The 17,095-nt window shown below is 41.2% G+C and carries 14 protein-coding genes, 2 tRNA genes and 3 rRNA genes; 13 read left to right on the top strand and 6 right to left on the bottom strand.

Going from position 1 to position 17,095, the window contains the following annotated elements:
• The first annotated feature begins 28 nt into the window (after positions 1–28).
• Positions 29–607: a hypothetical protein gene (locus tag ACFN7Z_RS14360; protein WP_010325955.1), complete on the top strand. Its 579-nt coding sequence runs from the start codon at positions 29–31 to the stop codon at positions 605–607.
• A gap of 43 nt (positions 608–650) precedes the next feature.
• Here the strand turns inward: ACFN7Z_RS14360 and ACFN7Z_RS14355 are convergent, their stop codons facing one another.
• The 5 genes from ACFN7Z_RS14355 to ACFN7Z_RS14335 form a co-directional block, all read right to left on the bottom strand.
• Entirely contained in the window at positions 651–1,076 is a 426-nt protein-coding gene (locus tag ACFN7Z_RS14355; RefSeq protein WP_010325956.1) for an organic hydroperoxide resistance protein, read from the bottom strand.
• 344 nt (positions 1,077–1,420) lie between these two features.
• On the bottom strand, positions 1,421–2,245 hold the full coding sequence (locus ACFN7Z_RS14350; protein WP_010325957.1) for a carbon-nitrogen hydrolase family protein: 825 nt from the start codon (positions 2,243–2,245) through the stop codon (positions 1,421–1,423).
• A gap of 23 nt (positions 2,246–2,268) precedes the next feature.
• On the bottom strand, positions 2,269–2,790 hold the full coding sequence (gene gigB / locus ACFN7Z_RS14345; RefSeq protein WP_004692241.1) for an anti-anti-sigma factor GigB: 522 nt from the start codon (positions 2,788–2,790) through the stop codon (positions 2,269–2,271).
• A gap of 112 nt (positions 2,791–2,902) precedes the next feature.
• The gene (gene gigA / locus ACFN7Z_RS14340; RefSeq protein ID WP_010325958.1) at positions 2,903–3,871 is read right to left on the bottom strand and encodes an RsbU family protein phosphatase GigA; all 969 of its coding nucleotides are present in this window, start codon (positions 3,869–3,871) and stop codon (positions 2,903–2,905) included.
• 98 nt (positions 3,872–3,969) lie between these two features.
• Positions 3,970–4,872, bottom strand: coding sequence for a VacJ family lipoprotein (locus ACFN7Z_RS14335; protein WP_010325959.1), 903 nt, complete (start codon positions 4,870–4,872; stop codon positions 3,970–3,972).
• 548 nt (positions 4,873–5,420) lie between these two features.
• Between ACFN7Z_RS14335 and ACFN7Z_RS14330 the strand changes: the two genes are divergently transcribed.
• The 9 genes from ACFN7Z_RS14330 to ACFN7Z_RS14290 all read left to right on the top strand — a co-directional run bounded on the left by ACFN7Z_RS14330 (position 5,421) and on the right by ACFN7Z_RS14290 (position 13,804).
• Positions 5,421–6,958: ribosomal RNA gene (locus ACFN7Z_RS14330) — 16S ribosomal RNA — on the top strand.
• 61 nt (positions 6,959–7,019) lie between these two features.
• A tRNA-Ile gene (locus tag ACFN7Z_RS14325) sits at positions 7,020–7,096 on the top strand.
• A 67-nt stretch (positions 7,097–7,163) separates the two neighbouring features.
• Positions 7,164–7,239 (top strand) — tRNA-Ala (locus ACFN7Z_RS14320).
• Positions 7,240–7,588: 349 nt separating this feature from the next.
• A 23S ribosomal RNA gene (locus ACFN7Z_RS14315) occupies positions 7,589–10,482 on the top strand.
• Between the two features lie 238 nt (positions 10,483–10,720).
• A 5S ribosomal RNA gene (rrf, locus tag ACFN7Z_RS14310) occupies positions 10,721–10,835 on the top strand.
• The 16S, 23S and 5S rRNA genes sit together here with 2 tRNA genes alongside, the layout of an rRNA operon.
• A gap of 484 nt (positions 10,836–11,319) precedes the next feature.
• Positions 11,320–12,669 carry an aromatic acid/H+ symport family MFS transporter gene (locus ACFN7Z_RS14305; RefSeq protein WP_010325960.1) on the top strand — a complete coding sequence of 450 codons (1,350 nt, stop codon included), beginning with the start codon at positions 11,320–11,322 and terminating at the stop codon, positions 12,667–12,669.
• Between the two features lie 96 nt (positions 12,670–12,765).
• Positions 12,766–12,951, top strand: a complete 186-nt coding sequence (locus ACFN7Z_RS14300) for a hypothetical protein (RefSeq protein ID WP_010325961.1) — start codon at positions 12,766–12,768, stop codon at positions 12,949–12,951.
• A 283-nt stretch (positions 12,952–13,234) separates the two neighbouring features.
• Positions 13,235–13,486, top strand: coding sequence for a hypothetical protein (locus ACFN7Z_RS14295; RefSeq protein WP_010325962.1), 252 nt, complete (start codon positions 13,235–13,237; stop codon positions 13,484–13,486).
• A 6-nt stretch (positions 13,487–13,492) separates the two neighbouring features.
• Entirely contained in the window at positions 13,493–13,804 is a 312-nt protein-coding gene (locus ACFN7Z_RS14290) for an ankyrin repeat domain-containing protein (RefSeq protein ID WP_010325963.1), read from the top strand.
• Positions 13,805–13,864: 60 nt separating this feature from the next.
• Here ACFN7Z_RS14290 and ACFN7Z_RS14285 read toward each other — a convergent pair whose 3' ends face one another.
• Positions 13,865–14,419, bottom strand: a complete 555-nt coding sequence (locus ACFN7Z_RS14285; RefSeq protein WP_010325964.1) for a protease — start codon at positions 14,417–14,419, stop codon at positions 13,865–13,867.
• A 324-nt stretch (positions 14,420–14,743) separates the two neighbouring features.
• Between ACFN7Z_RS14285 and ACFN7Z_RS14280 the strand changes: the two genes are divergently transcribed.
• The 3 genes from ACFN7Z_RS14280 (at position 14,744) to ibaG (ending at position 17,090) form a co-directional block, all read left to right on the top strand.
• Positions 14,744–16,198, top strand: coding sequence for an RNA polymerase factor sigma-54 (locus ACFN7Z_RS14280; RefSeq protein WP_005400217.1), 1,455 nt, complete (start codon positions 14,744–14,746; stop codon positions 16,196–16,198).
• Between the two features lie 171 nt (positions 16,199–16,369).
• On the top strand, positions 16,370–16,702 hold the full coding sequence (hpf, locus tag ACFN7Z_RS14275) for a ribosome hibernation-promoting factor, HPF/YfiA family (RefSeq protein ID WP_004695021.1): 333 nt from the start codon (positions 16,370–16,372) through the stop codon (positions 16,700–16,702).
• A gap of 136 nt (positions 16,703–16,838) precedes the next feature.
• On the top strand, positions 16,839–17,090 hold the full coding sequence (gene ibaG / locus ACFN7Z_RS14270; protein WP_004695019.1) for a BolA family iron metabolism protein IbaG: 252 nt from the start codon (positions 16,839–16,841) through the stop codon (positions 17,088–17,090).
• The last annotated feature ends 5 nt before the right edge of the window (positions 17,091–17,095 follow it).

Genomic DNA, 17,095 nt, shown 5'->3' with positions numbered 1-17,095 from the left:
TTTTAGAATGAAAATAAAGAACTTTATAATGATGAATAAATCCTTAGCCTTGTTTGGTGTGTTGAGTGGTATGGTATTTTTTACTCCTCTCAGTTTTGCAAAAGATGAAACTTTTAATTTTTATAAACAATGCAATGATGAAATGGAGTGGTCTTGTGATGTCATTAGAAGCACCCATGGCAAGAAAGAAAAAGTTTATGGCGGTATGAAATCACCAAATATTGAGAGTTTAAATCAAAATTATTATCATGTTCAAATGTCATGTGGTAGCCCATGTCAGGCTCATAGTTTTCTATCGAGAAATAAACAAGAAGATGATGCGACTCAAGAATTTATCGCTATTGATACGAAGAATAATTGTTTAATTGAAACTGATTCTGAATACAATAAAATCACAGCTCGCCAATTAAATTCGAAAAAAAGACATACTTTGATCAGTACTCAGCACCCTATTTTTCAAAATGTCCCTATTTTTGATATTGCCCAATATACGGTGTTCCAAGGCACTTCTTATTTTGATCAAAAAGGAAATTTGATTTTGCTGGCAGATGAAATTGATGATCAAAAGAAATTTAAAAAGATATTCCCAAACCCTTGTAAGTTATGAACTATCTATCCCAAAGTAATGACTTCGGGATAGAAAAGATGACTTAAACAATTACATTCAATGTCACATCAATATTGCCACGCGTTGCATTTGAATAAGGGCAAACGATATGTGCTGCATCCACCAATTTTTGCGCTTCTGCTTGCTCTAAACCTTCTAAGTGAATGTTCAGGGTCACTTGAATACCAAAACCTGTTGGAATCGGACCAATCCCAACATCAGCTTCGATATAAACATCAGGTGTAATTTTTAATTGGTCACGGTTAGCAACAAACTTCATTGCACCTAGAAAACATGCAGAATAACCTGCGGCAAAAAGCTGTTCAGGGTTCGTTCCACCACCTGCGCCGCCCATTTCTTTAGGGACCGTGAGTTTTACATCTAAAATTCCATCAGAAGAGGTTGCGCGACCATCACGGCCACCTGTCGCTTTAGCATGTGCTGTATAAACTACTTTTTCTAAAGACATTGTGATTCCCAGAATATTGTATTTGAGTTCTTATCCTGTCCTAAATTGCAGAAAGAATAAGCAGTGTTTTTGTAAATTTATACAGAGTATGCTTGCGTTTAAATTGAGGGTTTAGTTAATTAAAAATCAATGGTATAGAATCCTATTGTTGTTTTTTAACATTCGCAATCAGGGCTTGTCGATGTGAATGAAAACTGAGAGCGATTCGAGTGATTATTAATTTTAAAGATAAATTAGAGTCATGTATTTTATGAGAGCTAGAGCTACTCCATGAAAGAGCAGTAGTGAATCAATATAAAGTTTTTGTGCGAAGAATAACCTTGTCTTAAACGATCGCAGCGTGATTAAAACTGCACTAATTTTCGGTGTTGCATTAACGGCATGCTTTCACGAATTTGAACTTGTTCCGCCAAGTCAAACGGTACCGTAATCAACTGTGCACCCGGGTTAAGAATTAAATCCAAAACTTGACCACGGCTATTGGTTGCTGCTGCATGTCCCCAAGTTTGTCTCTTTTCACCATGCCAACCTTGTTGCGCTGCGCCTAACACGATGCTTTGGCTATCCATCGCACGGGCTTGTAATAATAACTGCCAGTGCATTTGCCCCGTGGTGTAAGTAAATGCAGCAGGAGCAGTCAAAATATTTGCACCACGCGCGCGTAAAGTTAAAGCCAATTCAGGGAAGCGTAAGTCATAGCAAACCATCAAGCCAATATTACCAAAAGGCGTTTTCGCCACAACGACATCTGTACCAGGTTCAAAAAACTTCGATTCTTGGTAGCCACCCACAGCATCGCCAACTTGTACGTCAAACAAATGAATTTTGTCATAACGTGCTTCAGTACGTTCAGGGCTAATGCAAAGACTGACTGTACGAACACGACCATCCTCAATAACAGAACCATCTGGACGGAACGGGCATGGGAGAGTACCCGCGACGATCCAGATCTGATATTGATGAGCAAGATTTTCTAAACGCTTTTGAATGTCTTCAAACTGTGCTGCTGTCTCACGTTGTTTGCCTGCAGCAAAACAAACGAAGTTTTCTGGAAACACAATAAGTTCAGCACCATTTGCTTTACTTTGTTGAATGAGAGACTCAATAACAAGGAAGTTTGCTTCGATGTCATTTTGAGAGTTCATCTGTGCAACAGAAAGTAAAGTCATAAATGGGCCTACAAAATTTGTTGTTATGCGTTTTGTTGCTGTGACACTTGATCGAGACTGTCTTGTTCTTTTTGCAACTGTTTGACCAAAGGTTCAAACATATTTTGATTACTTTGATTCAGTTCCATCAAAGTCTTATGCGCATCTAGTACGGTGTTTAACATATTACGATGCGTAATGTGCTCTTCCATCAGTTCGAGGGTACAAACATTTGGATCGCCACAGTAGTTTAAAATCACAAAAACCTGCCCTAGCCCCATACTGTTGGCTAAGGTAGTGATATCAGAGTTGGTGGACAACATGACAGCTTGGATATTATGGATCTGTTTAAGCTTTAAGCCTAACTTTGCCAAAATGCCTAACACAGTGCTGTCGATGAATGTAGTTTGGGTTAAATCTACGATTGCACCAACAACATTTGACTGTTGTTCAATACGGTTTAAAAGTTTGTCTAGACTGATACAAGATTGGGCACGCACTTCGCCAATAAGCTTAAAAATATGCGTTCCATTCAAGCTTGCATATTCAACATGACCTGTTGACATATAAATGCCATTTGCAGAGAAGGATAGGAAATTATCCCATAGGGCAAATACTTACTCAAGTATCTAACAGTCTTAGAAGATAGGATATTGTAATAAGTTATTGATAATTTAGTTAATTCATTCGACGTAAACTTAATATAGCAATATCGTCTGCAACATGCTCTGGTGCTTCAAAGGATTGATTTTGCAAATGATAGACCAATTGTGTGAACTGATCATTCAGTCCCCCATTGAAGGGTTCGAGTGCGCCATCGGAACAAATAATGAAGCGGGCATGACGGTTGAGTACACATTCATGCTCTTCAACTTCCAATTCTTCAGTAAGGCCTAAAGGAAAACTACTGGTATGTAATATTTTAGGGGCTTGATTTGGCTCAAAGATAATTGCGGGGGGGTAATGTCCTGCACTCGACCAGCGAAGTTGATGGGTTTCGAGGTTTAAAATCCCTGCAATCATGGTGATGTGCTTTTCAATATTCTCTTGAACCAACATACCATTGAGTTTCTTAATTAACCCACGCGGTGTTTTGGCACGACCATGAAAAGCCGCCATCCAAGAGGTTAATAAGCTACTGGTGACCCCATGACCAGATACATCAGCCAAATAGAACATCACTTCTTTATCGCTAATTTTCCAATAATCAAACCAGTCTCCAGACAAATAAGCAGAAGGCTGAAAAAATGTTTCAACGGTGTAGTTTTGGAGTTCTATAGGGTTTGGTAAAAGTCGCTTTTGTAACTCTGCTGCGGAAGGCAGATCGCGACTGTCTTGATTACGCTTATATTGAGCATCAATTTTGAGTAAGGATTGCTGTGGGTTACTGGGCAGTTTATTCCACATCCAACCTGCTAAAGCACCGAGTTCCCAAGCTTGGGCTAAAGCACTACCTTCATTTTCAAAGGCAAGGACAATGGTAGGCAGTGTCCATTTATAATCTAAATAATCTTGGATATCGGCAATAGCAATAATAGTCGGGTCATAAAGATCAATGTCTTCTATGCGAATCATTTGCACACTTGGTAGTGTGTCTAGCACCTGTTCTAAACATGGAATATGGCGAGAGGGTTGAATGAAATACATAAAAAAAATGGCTTATCCTTAGCATTAAGCTATTGCTTTACTATAACAAGCAAATTACAGCTAGAGAAAAAAAATTCAACTCTAGCTGGAATACATTGTTATTCCGTATCTAACATTTGATGCGATTCATTGGTGGATGGAGGGTTAGATGAATCATCATCACCGACATCATCAATAAACATCCCTTCAGCTTCTTGGCCTTTTTTCTCAGCAATAATGAAGTTTTTACGCTGTAAATAAATATCACGAATTGAAGAATATTTGTCGCCTTGAATCGCACCCTCAATATCAATCAGTTGTGATCTTACATCAATACCACGTAAAGTCTGTTCAGCCCAATATAGGCCTTCTTCATCTTCTAGAATGTATCTTTGTGGGCGTGCATAGCCATCGACCACTAAGCCAAAACCATCACGGAAAGTACTGGGTCCAAAAATAGGAAGCACGAGATATGGGCCAGATGGAACACCCCAATAGCCAAGGGTTGTACCAAAATTTTCATCTTCAGTTTCTAAACCCAAACGCGAAGCAGGATCTGCAAAGCCTAAAGTGGTTACCGTATTAATGGTAAATCGACCTAAAGTTTTTGCGGCGCGGCCAGGACGACCTTGTATAAGTTGGTTTACCGCATTCCAAGGTTCACCGAGGTTTTTACGGAAGCCACTATAAGAGTCACGAATCGGTGAAGGGATCTTTTCTTTATATTCCACCGCAATTGGGCGAACGATCGCACGGTCTAAAGCATCATTGACGGCAAAAATTTGTCTATTTAAAGGTTGAAGTGGATCTTTTACATTATCAGGTTGTGCCGCATTGGCATCTACTTTTAAATCTTTTGCTTTAATATTCTTTAATTCTTTAAGCGAAGAAGATTGGGCTGTTTGCGGATCAGCACTGGTATCTATTTCGCTGGCAGCTGTAGGCGCTACATCTTCAGCAAATGCAAATGTTGTAAAGCCTACAAAGAGTAGACCAGCACATAAGTGGCGAATGTGTTGCATATAAAAGAGTTCCGGAACTTTATAATCAGCAGGTGAATTAAAAAAATAATCTTTTAACTATCTTAACAGCTCTTTATTGCTCATTGTTAAATCAAATTTTAAGAAATGTTAGTAAAAAAGCGACATTTTGCTGAATAAGTAAACAGTTGGAGGTTTTTTTATAAATAATTGAATAAAGGGGGTTGTGTTGGTTTGGAAATACTGTAGAATGCACATCCATCGGCGGTGATGTTGATTAAAACTTGTTGAGAAACAAGGATTTAGCCCAAGCGGTAAAATCTGGAAGTCTTGAATAGGTTTAAAAATAATTAACAAAACCAGTTGACTTCTTCTTGAAAGAGAGTAGTATAGCCGACCTAGCTTGCTGATGACGAATCAGCAAGAAGATCATTAAGAGATTATGAAGAACAACTTGTGTGGATTTTTACTGATTGATCGATCGAAAATATTTCATTGATTGAAGGTAAAAATTACTCGAAGTTTATTTGAGAAATATTTGTCAGAAAATTGATGAGCCAAGATTTGTAGCCATAAGCTACTAATGATTTTAACTGAAGAGTTTGATCATGGCTCAGATTGAACGCTGGCGGCAGGCTTAACACATGCAAGTCGAGCGGGGAAGGGTAGCTTGCTACCTGACCTAGCGGCGGACGGGTGAGTAATGCTTAGGAATCTGCCTATTAGTGGGGGACAACATTCCGAAAGGAATGCTAATACCGCATACGCCCTACGGGGGAAAGCAGGGGATCTTCGGACCTTGCGCTAATAGATGAGCCTAAGTCAGATTAGCTAGTTGGTGGGGTAAAGGCCTACCAAGGCGACGATCTGTAGCGGGTCTGAGAGGATGATCCGCCACACTGGGACTGAGACACGGCCCAGACTCCTACGGGAGGCAGCAGTGGGGAATATTGGACAATGGGCGAAAGCCTGATCCAGCCATGCCGCGTGTGTGAAGAAGGCCTTTTGGTTGTAAAGCACTTTAAGCGAGGAGGAGGCTACTGAGATTAATACTCTTGGATAGTGGACGTTACTCGCAGAATAAGCACCGGCTAACTCTGTGCCAGCAGCCGCGGTAATACAGAGGGTGCGAGCGTTAATCGGATTTACTGGGCGTAAAGCGTGCGTAGGCGGCTTTTTAAGTCGGATGTGAAATCCCTGAGCTTAACTTAGGAATTGCATTCGATACTGGGAAGCTAGAGTATGGGAGAGGATGGTAGAATTCCAGGTGTAGCGGTGAAATGCGTAGAGATCTGGAGGAATACCGATGGCGAAGGCAGCCATCTGGCCTAATACTGACGCTGAGGTACGAAAGCATGGGGAGCAAACAGGATTAGATACCCTGGTAGTCCATGCCGTAAACGATGTCTACTAGCCGTTGGGGCCTTTGAGGCTTTAGTGGCGCAGCTAACGCGATAAGTAGACCGCCTGGGGAGTACGGTCGCAAGACTAAAACTCAAATGAATTGACGGGGGCCCGCACAAGCGGTGGAGCATGTGGTTTAATTCGATGCAACGCGAAGAACCTTACCTGGTCTTGACATAGTAAGAACTTTCCAGAGATGGATTGGTGCCTTCGGGAACTTACATACAGGTGCTGCATGGCTGTCGTCAGCTCGTGTCGTGAGATGTTGGGTTAAGTCCCGCAACGAGCGCAACCCTTTTCCTTATTTGCCAGCGGGTTAAGCCGGGAACTTTAAGGATACTGCCAGTGACAAACTGGAGGAAGGCGGGGACGACGTCAAGTCATCATGGCCCTTACGACCAGGGCTACACACGTGCTACAATGGTCGGTACAAAGGGTTGCTACCTAGCGATAGGATGCTAATCTCAAAAAGCCGATCGTAGTCCGGATTGGAGTCTGCAACTCGACTCCATGAAGTCGGAATCGCTAGTAATCGCGGATCAGAATGCCGCGGTGAATACGTTCCCGGGCCTTGTACACACCGCCCGTCACACCATGGGAATTTGTTGCACCAGAAGTAGGTAGTCTAACCGCAAGGAGGACGCTTACCACGGTGTGGCCGATGACTGGGGTGAAGTCGTAACAAGGTAGCCGTAGGGGAACCTGCGGCTGGATCACCTCCTTAACGAAAGATTGACGATTGGTAAGAATCCACAACAAGTTGTTCTTCATGACGATGTATCTGAGGGTCTGTAGCTCAGTTGGTTAGAGCACACGCTTGATAAGCGTGGGGTCACAAGTTCAAGTCTTGTCAGACCCACCAAATCTGACTAACAAGCATTGTTAAATGCTGAATACAGAAAACAGAAACATTGACTTATTGATAAGCTGGGGACTTAGCTTAGTTGGTAGAGCGCCTGCTTTGCACGCAGGAGGTCAGGAGTTCGACTCTCCTAGTCTCCACCATAGATTATAGAACTTAGTAAGTTAAAGCTTATTAACTTCTGTGATTTATCACAGTTTCCTGACCTGACGAAGGCTGGAAAAATCATTAACAGAATATATTTGAGTTGAAATAATTTGTTCATACTCGTTTTTAAGATCGACATTAACAGTGATTTATTACTGATTGATGAAGATTGAAGAAATGAGTTACTAGCGAAATTAACTGAATCAAGCGTTTTGGTATGTGAATTGAATTGAAGCTGTACAGTGTTTAAGTACACAGAGCAACAAACTGTAAGGAAGTGATGAGAAATCATCATAGACTGTCTTAATCCTACTTGTAGGGATTAACGACTGTTTGGGGTTGTATAGTCAAGTAATTAAGTGCATGTGGTGGATGCCTTGGCAGTCAGAGGCGATGAAAGACGTAATAGCCTGCGATAAGCTCCGGGGAGGCGGCAAATATCCTGTGATCCGGAGATTTCTGAATGGGGAAACCCACCTGTCATAAGGCAGGTATCGTATGATGAATACATAGTCATACGAGGCGAACGAGGGGAAGTGAAACATCTCAGTACCCTTAGGAAAAGAAATCAATTGAGATTCCCTCAGTAGCGGCGAGCGAACGGGGAAAAGCCCATTAAGTCATATAAGTTCTAGTGGAATGCTCTGGGAAGTGCAACCATAGTGGGTGATAGTCCTGTACACGAAAGGGCTTATATGATGATGTCGAGTAGGGCGGGGCACGTGAAACCTTGTCTGAATATGGGGGGACCATCCTCCAAGGCTAAATACTCCTGACTGACCGATAGTGAACCAGTACCGTGAGGGAAAGGCGAAAAGAACCCCTGTGAGGGGAGTGAAATAGATCCTGAAACCGCATGCATACAAGCAGTGGGAGCCGACTTGTTCGGTGACTGCGTACCTTTTGTATAATGGGTCAGCGACTTACATTCAGTAGCAAGGTTAACCGCATAGGGGAGCCGTAGAGAAATCGAGTCTTAATAGGGCGTTTAGTTGCTGGGTGTAGACCCGAAACCGGGTGATCTATCCATGAGCAGGTTGAAGGTTGGGTAACACTAACTGGAGGACCGAACCCACTGTCGTTGAAAAGCCAGGGGATGACTTGTGGATAGGGGTGAAAGGCTAATCAAACTCGGTGATAGCTGGTTCTCCCCGAAAGCTATTTAGGTAGCGCCTCGGACGAATACCATTGGGGGTAGAGCACTGTTTCGGCTAGGGGGTCATCCCGACTTACCAAACCGATGCAAACTCCGAATACCAATGAGTACTATCCGGGAGACAGACTGCGGGTGCTAACGTCCGTAGTCAAGAGGAAAACAATCCAGACCGCCAGCTAAGGCCCCAAAATTATAGTTAAGTGGGAAACGATGTGGGAAGGCATAGACAGCTAGGAGGTTGGCTTAGAAGCAGCCACCCTTTAAAGAAAGCGTAATAGCTCACTAGTCGAGTCGGCCTGCGCGGAAGATGTAACGGGGCTAAAACTATATGCCGAAGCTGCGGATTTGCAATTTATTGCAAGTGGTAGGGGAGCGTTCTGTAAGCCGATGAAGGTGTATTGAGAAGTATGCTGGAGGTATCAGAAGTGCGAATGCTGACGTGAGTAACGACAATGCGAGTGAAAAACTCGCACGCTGAAAGACCAAGGGTTCCAGTCCAACGTTAATCGGGGCTGGGTGAGTCGACCCCTAAGGCGAGGCCGAGAGGCGTAGTCGATGGGAAATTGGTTAATATTCCAATACTTCTATGTAATGCGATGAGAGGACGGAGAAGGTTAAGTCAGCCTGGCGTTGGTTGTCCAGGTGGAAGGTTGTAGGCATGTATCTTAGGCAAATCCGGGGTACTCTATGCTGAGAACTGATAGCAAGCTGTACTTGTACAGTGAAGTGGCTGATACCATGCTTCCAGGAAAAGTCTCTAAGCTTCAGTTACATAGGAATCGTACCCGAAACCGACACAGGTGGTCAGGTCGAGTAGACCAAAGCGCTTGAGAGAACTCTGCTGAAGGAACTAGGCAAAATGGTACCGTAACTTCGGGAGAAGGTACGCTGCCGACGGTGATAGGATTTACTCCTTGAGCTATTGGCAGCCACAGAAACCAGGCCCCTGCAACTGTTTATTAAAAACATAGCACTCTGCAAACACGAAAGTGGACGTATAGGGTGTGATGCCTGCCCGGTGCTGGAAGGTTAATTGATGGGGTTAGCGTAAGCGAAGCTCTTGATCGAAGCCCCAGTAAACGGCGGCCGTAACTATAACGGTCCTAAGGTAGCGAAATTCCTTGTCGGGTAAGTTCCGACCTGCACGAATGGCATAATGATGGGGGCGCTGTCTCCAGCAGAGACTCAGTGAAATCGAATTCGCCGTGAAGATGCGGTGTACCCGCGGCTAGACGGAAAGACCCCGTGAACCTTTACTGCAGCTTGACATTGAACTTTGATCTTACTTGTGTAGGATAGGTGGGAGGCTTTGAAACCGAGACGCTAGTTTCGGTGGAGCCAATCTTGAAATACCACCCTGGTAATATTGAGGTTCTAACTCTGTCCCGTTATCCGGGACGAGGACCATGTCTGGTGGGTAGTTTGACTGGGGCGGTCTCCTCCTAAAGAGTAACGGAGGAGTACGAAGGTGCGCTCAGCGTGGTCGGAAATCACGCGTAGAGTATAAAGGCAAAAGCGCGCTTAACTGCGAGACCCACAAGTCGAGCAGGTACGAAAGTAGGTCTTAGTGATCCGGTGGTTCTGTATGGAAGGGCCATCGCTCAACGGATAAAAGGTACTCTGGGGATAACAGGCTGATACCGCCCAAGAGTTCATATCGACGGCGGTGTTTGGCACCTCGATGTCGGCTCATCTCATCCTGGGGCTGAAGCAGGTCCCAAGGGTATGGCTGTTCGCCATTTAAAGAGGTACGCGAGCTGGGTTTAGAACGTCGTGAGACAGTTCGGTCCCTATCTACCGTGGGCGTTGGAAATTTGAGAGGATCTGCTCCTAGTACGAGAGGACCAGAGTGGACGAACCTCTGGTGTACCGGTTGTGACGCCAGTCGCATCGCCGGGTAGCTATGTTCGGAAGGGATAACCGCTGAAAGCATCTAAGCGGGAAGCCTACCTCAAGATAAGATTTCCCTAGGACTTTATGTCCTCTAAAGAGCCGTTGAAGACTACGACGTTGATAGGTTGGATGTGGAAGCATAGTGATATGTGAAGCTGACCAATACTAATTGCTCGTGAGGCTTGACTATACAACACCCAAACAGTTGGTGTTGTGGTTCAAATCACTGCAAACAACTTGATTTAGTTATAAAGCTAGATACATGAGCGAGGAATAAACAAACATTAATTATGTTTGTCCGAGCGCAAGACATAAAGCTATGCTTTATGTTAAAATCAACTCAAATATACCTGTTAATAACTCATTTGATGAAAGTTAGGCATACACAATGTGTAAATAAGACCCAACGAATAGTCATAAACAGTTGTGCTGGCGACAATAGCAAGAGTGAACCACCTGATCCCTTCCCGAACTCAGAAGTGAAACCTCTTAGCGCTGATGGTAGTGTGGAGTTATCCATGTGAGAGTAAGTCATCGCCAGCTCATTAATTCTAAATCCCCCTATCTCAAATGAGATAGGGGGATTTTTTTATGCTGAAAAGATTTAAATAATAAATGAATCAATCGTCTAATTGAGGTTTATCGTAATTAAATAAAACATCCTAAATAGTCATAATTATTATTTAAATAAACCTTTCTATACTTATTTTTCTTTTTTACTATCAGTTAATTTTTACTATCAACTAAATACTATATTTTTATCTAATTTAAATTAGGCCTTTATTGTTAATTATTATTTTATTTCATATCAGAAAGACAAGTGTTAATGGTTGGTTTTATTTATTTTTAATGCGAATTAAATCATTTATTTAGACTAATGTTGAATTTTTATATCACTATAAATTGTGTGAATATAACACCAAATTACTTTGGTGAATGACTTCTGTTTGGGCTGAATTAGCACATTATAAAAACTGAAGGGCGCTAGTTAAAGTGCAATGAAACAATAGCTCATAGGAGGTGAATAATGTCAGCTAAAGCAGTTAATGTGAATGATATTATTGATCGTGCAAAATTTTCGGGTTTCCATTTTCAAGTTGTTGCTTGGTGTCTGCTAATTATTTTATTTGATGGTTATGATTTGGCAATTAATGGTGTGGTATTGCCATTATTAATGGAAGACTGGGGCTTAAGTGCTGTACAGGCGGGTATGCTTGCAAGTACTGCTTTAGCAGGCATGATGTTTGGTGCAATGATATTTGGCTCTTTGGCGGATAAAATTGGTCGTAAAAAAGTCATTATGATCTGTATTGTACTTTTTAGCGGGCTTACCTGTGCAGGTGGTTTTGCATCAAACCCAACGGAATTTGCAATTCTCCGTTTCCTTGCGGGACTAGGAATTGGTGGAGTAATGCCAAACCTTGTTGCGCTGACATCTGAGTATGCACCACAAAAAATGCGTAGTACCTTAGTAACCACAATGTTTAGTGGTTATGCTGTGGGTGGTGTAATGGCTGCATTACTAGGTGCGTGGTTTACTCCAAGTTTTGGTTGGCAAATTATGTTCTTTATTGCGGGTATTCCTTTGTTGTTGTTACCAGTTATTTGGAAGTTTTTGCCCGAGTCTTTGACTTTTATTGTGCAACAAAACCGTCAGGCGGAAGCACGTAAAATTGTTCGTCGTTTAGCACCAACGGTGACAGTAAAAGAAGATACAACTTTTGAGTTGCATCAGGTTGATGTGCCAGAGTCTGCAAATGTTGTGAGCTTATTTAAACGTGGGCGTGCGGTAAATACCTTATTGTTTTGGGTGGCGTTCTTCACCTGCTTACTGACAATGTATGCTTTAAGCAGTTGGTTGCCGAAGTTAATGATGGCAGCAGGCTACTCAATGGACAATAGCTTGATGTTTATGATGGTGATGAACATTGGTGCTGTGATTGGTATTGTGGGTGGAGGGATCTTGGCTGATCGCTTCCATTTGAAACCTGTGCTGATGTGCTTGGGCATGATGGGTGCTGTTGTAATGAGCTTGATGGGCTTCCAATCGAATCAATTCCTTTTATATATTTTAGTATTCTTGGCGGGTGCTGCATCCATTGGTTCGCAAATGCTGCTTTATAGCTATGTCGCTCAGTACTATCCACTTGCTGTTCGTTCAACTGGGATTGGGTGGTCGTCTGCGATTGGTCGTATGGGTGCAATCATTGGACCAATTTTAATCGGGAGTTTGTTGGGGATGAATTTGCCTGCACACTTTAACTTTATTGCTGTGGGTTTACCTGTATTGATTACTGCTATTGCGGTTGCACTGATTATGCATGATAGTGATAGCGATAAGATTGATCTTAAAGACGCATCTATAGCTAAAGCATAAGTTGTGATTCTTTAAAAAGAAAAGCCTCCGAAAGTAGGCTTTTCTTATCTAGTAGATGTATATTATCGATTATAAATATTAAGTATTATTGAAATTATGATCGAAGATTATTTAAAACCTTTAGCTTTGCAGACAGATTTAGGATTGGAGGCAACAGCGGATTCTTTCTATTATGCGGCACAAGCACTAGATGATAATCAAGATACAAAAATGGTTTTGGTATCGGTGGAGGTAAATTACCAATTCTATATCTTTATAGGCATTCGATTGAACTATATCTAAAATCAGCAATTACTTTCATATATGAGATCAGTCTTAAAAAATCAAAAACTGGAAATGATGATTTCCCAAAATTAGTTGAAAATGATAAAGAGAAAAAATATTTAATGTCCATTCAATTAGAACTTTATTTGAAAATTTTTTAATTATTTTAGAAAATAACCGTGATTCTATATATAGTAGAACAGGATGTAACTGGTTTGACATTCCTGAAGAAATACCTATATTAATTAATAAACTAGAAGAATATGATAGTAATTCAACTATGTTTAGATATCCTATTAGTATGGATAAAAATTTAGATTATCAAAAATCTACTTTTAAAAAATGTAATCTTGTTAAAGGAAAAACTCCAAAAGAGTCGAAAAGTGAATCAAAATCTAAGATTTTCTTACTTGTTCATAATGGGAACGATGAAATCATCGAATCATACGTAAGCGATAATGAAGTGTTAAGTGAGATTCATGAAGTTCTAAAAGAGTTATCTGAACAGTTATCAGGATTACACTTTGGTCTGAAATTCGATTTAATTAGGTAACTTATTATGAAACTCAACACATTCTCCCCAATTCCTGAAAACGATGATGAACTGCATTTACCTGAACTGGTGTATTGGGCTTCTTTAGGTGAACTCGCTGAAGTAGAAAAAAGTCTCGCCAATGGTGTAGATGTGAACTCGACCGATGATGAAGGCTATAGCGCACTTCAAGCAGCGGTTGAAAATGGCTATCTAGAAGTGGTGAAACTATTGGTTGAAAAAGGTGCGAATGTCCACTACAAAGGTGAATACACTGCGCTTCAATTGGCTGAAATGGCGGAACAAGTAGAAATTATTGAATACTTAAAAAGTCTGTGACTTTTAAAAAATGAATAAAAGAGCCTGATCAATATCAGGCTCTTTTTATTTTATGGCATCTTAAATGGACGAATTGGATTCAATTTCTTTCAATATCACTTGATTAAAAGCGGGAAGATCTTCTGAACTACGTGAGCTGATGAGCGTCCAACCACCTGCATTACATGTGTGAACGGCTTCATCGACCCATATAGCACCTGCATTTTCCAGATCGAGTCGTATATTTTTATGCGAAGTCAGATGCTTAGTTTTAATCTGTTCAGCTTTAATCAAAACTAAAGGCGCATGACAAATCACAGCGATTGGTTTGGCTTGGTTGCTAAAACTTTGGATAATTTCGAGCGCTTTGGGATGTTGGTGTAATAGATCGGCATTAACTGCACCGCCGGGGATAATCAGCAAGTCGTAGTCGTCATAATGAACATGATCCAAATCGACGTCTGGAGGATAGCTTGCTGCCGAGTCTGAGTCCATTTTGACAGTTCGAACATCACTAGCTTCAATCGCGGCATGAATGCATTCTATGCCTTTGGACTGTAGAAAATGGAGAGGCTGAATTAGCTCATCATGCTCTACGCCTATATTTGAGGTTATGGACAATACTTTTTGAGTCATGTAAATCACCTAAAAAATGTCTATGCTTAGCCTAACAAAGCAGAATGATACCGATGTTTTGATTTAACGGACTCTTGTAAGTAAGTGAAAGTAGCCGATGCAGTGTTTCGTGTAACTTTAGACTGTGTGAAGGTTTTAATGAGCCTTTTCAATAATTGATATGCATTAATACATCCATAAAATCTAAAACTAGGTAGGAAATGAAAAACAATCTGCTCAAAAAATGTAGGTTTTTTGAATTTTCTATGCTATAAAAAATAAAACGGCACAAAAATTGCTTATAAAGCGTGCTTTAAAAATAGTTGTATTGATGAGTAGAGTTTTATGAAGTTATCGGTTGGATTGAAAGTTTCGAACTCTTTGTCGCTAACCCCCCAATTACAACAAGCTATTCGATTGCTTCAATTATCGAGCCTTGAACTTGAACAGGAAATTCAGATTCAACTCGACAGCAATCCACTCTTAGAAAAAGTAGAAGAACAGTCATCTATCGAAAGCTTATCCAGTGTGCAAGAGCAAGAACAGGATAAGAAAGATTTAACCAACGAACTCAACGCCGACCATTTACCCGATGATTTACCGGTCGATACCGACTGGGATGATGTTTACACCCATCAACCGACCAGTTTGGGCGCAGCAGAGTTTGAAGAACGAGAAGATAATCGCCAAGGTCATTTGGGCTTAAAAGAGCATATGCTCGAGCAAATCAATCTGTTGCATTTTTCGCAAGTAGATATGTTGATTGCTTATTGCATTATTGACTCGTTGGACGATAAAGGTTTTTTAGACAGTGATATTTCAGAAATAACGACTTCAGTTCAACATCTTTTAACAAGCATGGACTATGACGACGAAGTCGAAGATGACGAAGTGGTTGTGGTGCTCAAGCATATTCAGCGTTTAGACCCACTTGGCGTTGGGGCGCGGAATCTTGCAGAGTGCTTAATGGTGCAGTTGGAAGCCTTGCCGATGCAGACCGCATGTCGAAATGATGCCATGAATCTGCTGAAAAACTATGAACTATTGATCAGCAATGAACTGGCGAAACTGATTAAACAAACAGGTTTAAATCAAGAGCAGCTCAAGTGTGCGGTTGATTTATTGAAAACGCTAAAAGCGCATCCAGGACTTGAATTTGAAGATAAAGACTCGGATTATCAAATTCCTGATGTCGTGGTAATGAAGAAAAACGAACAATGGCAAGTGGCTTTAAATCCTGATGTGATGCCAAAACTTCGTGTGAACTCGTTTTATGCCAATATGATTAAGCGTGCTGATCAAAGTGAAGATAATCAGTACTTACGTAATCAGATGTTGGATGCGAAAAACTTTATTAAAAGTGTCGATGAACGACATAAAACTTTACTGAAAGTGGCGACGTGTATCATTGAACATCAGCGTGCATTTTTAGAAATTGGTGCTGAAGGGATGAAGCCTTTGGTACTTCGAGATATTGCAGAAGAAGTTGAATTGCATGAGTCGACCGTCTCTCGGGTGACAACCAACAAATATATGCTGACGCCACGAGGCTTGTTCGAGTTGAAATATTTCTTTTCAAGCCATGTGGGGACTACTTCAGGCGGTGAGGCATCTTCAACTGCAATTCGTGCCAAGATTAAAAAATTGATTGCTGAAGAGAATGCACGTAAACCTTTGTCTGATAACGCAATTGCCAATCTTTTAAAAGACGATGGAATTGATGTAGCGCGTCGGACAGTGGCAAAGTATCGCGAATCGTTACATATTCCGTCATCTTCTGAACGAAAAGTCTTGATCTAAAATTTAAAATCTGACTATTCTAGAGGTTCATTATGACAACATAATGAACCTCTTTTTTCTTTAAGGAATGGCTAAAATGATTTGATGTTTCTATGCGTGCTGGTTATTTTGTAGTCATTAAATCGTCTTGGCTTTTCCTCATTAATCCTAATGAAGGTGAGGGATAGATATATGCAAATAACAATTCGTGGACATCATTTGAGCATTACCCCAGCTATTGAAGATACCATTCGCTGCAAATTTGCAGAAATGACCAAGCATATTGATCAGGTGAACAGTATGCAGGTGAAATTAACCAAGGATCATCAGGTCGATAAACATACTAAAAAAGGCAGTAGCAATCATATTGCAGAAGCAATTATCCGTTTACCAGGCATTGAATTTTTTGCTCAGGCTTCAGCAGATGATATGTATACGTCGATTAAAAAATTATCAGAAAAACTAAAAAGACAGCTCGATAAGCACCGTAAAATGCAGCAGGTTTACCAACCTATTGCCATTTAGTTTGTTTTTTATGCAAAAAGAGGTTTTTTAAAACCTCTTTTTTTATATATAAAGTGTGCGGGTTTATGATTTATTTTTCAGATTTATAGTAAAATGGCAGGTTTTTACACCGTTGGTCCTATAAGAGGTCTTTGTGATGAATAGTGAACAGCTCACTGAAATTTTAAAAGCTGCTTTTCCTGAAGCTGAAGTTGCAGTTAGTGGGCAAGGCGGAAAGTTTGACTTACGTATTGTCGACGACCAATTCGAAGGCAAACGCCCTGTTGCACGTCAGCAAGCTGTTTATGCACCATTAAATTCTTATATCGCAAGTGGCGAAGTGCATGCGGTGACTATTCGTGCAATGACTAAAGAAGAATGGCGTAAAGCAAGCTTATTCGGAGCTTAAAATTA

Source organism: Acinetobacter sp. P1332, from assembly GCF_044057475.1.
Taxonomy (GTDB): Bacteria; Pseudomonadota; Gammaproteobacteria; order Pseudomonadales; family Moraxellaceae; genus Acinetobacter; species Acinetobacter johnsonii.
Note: the sequence above shows the minus strand (reverse complement) of the source record. Positions and strands in the feature narration are given on the sequence as shown.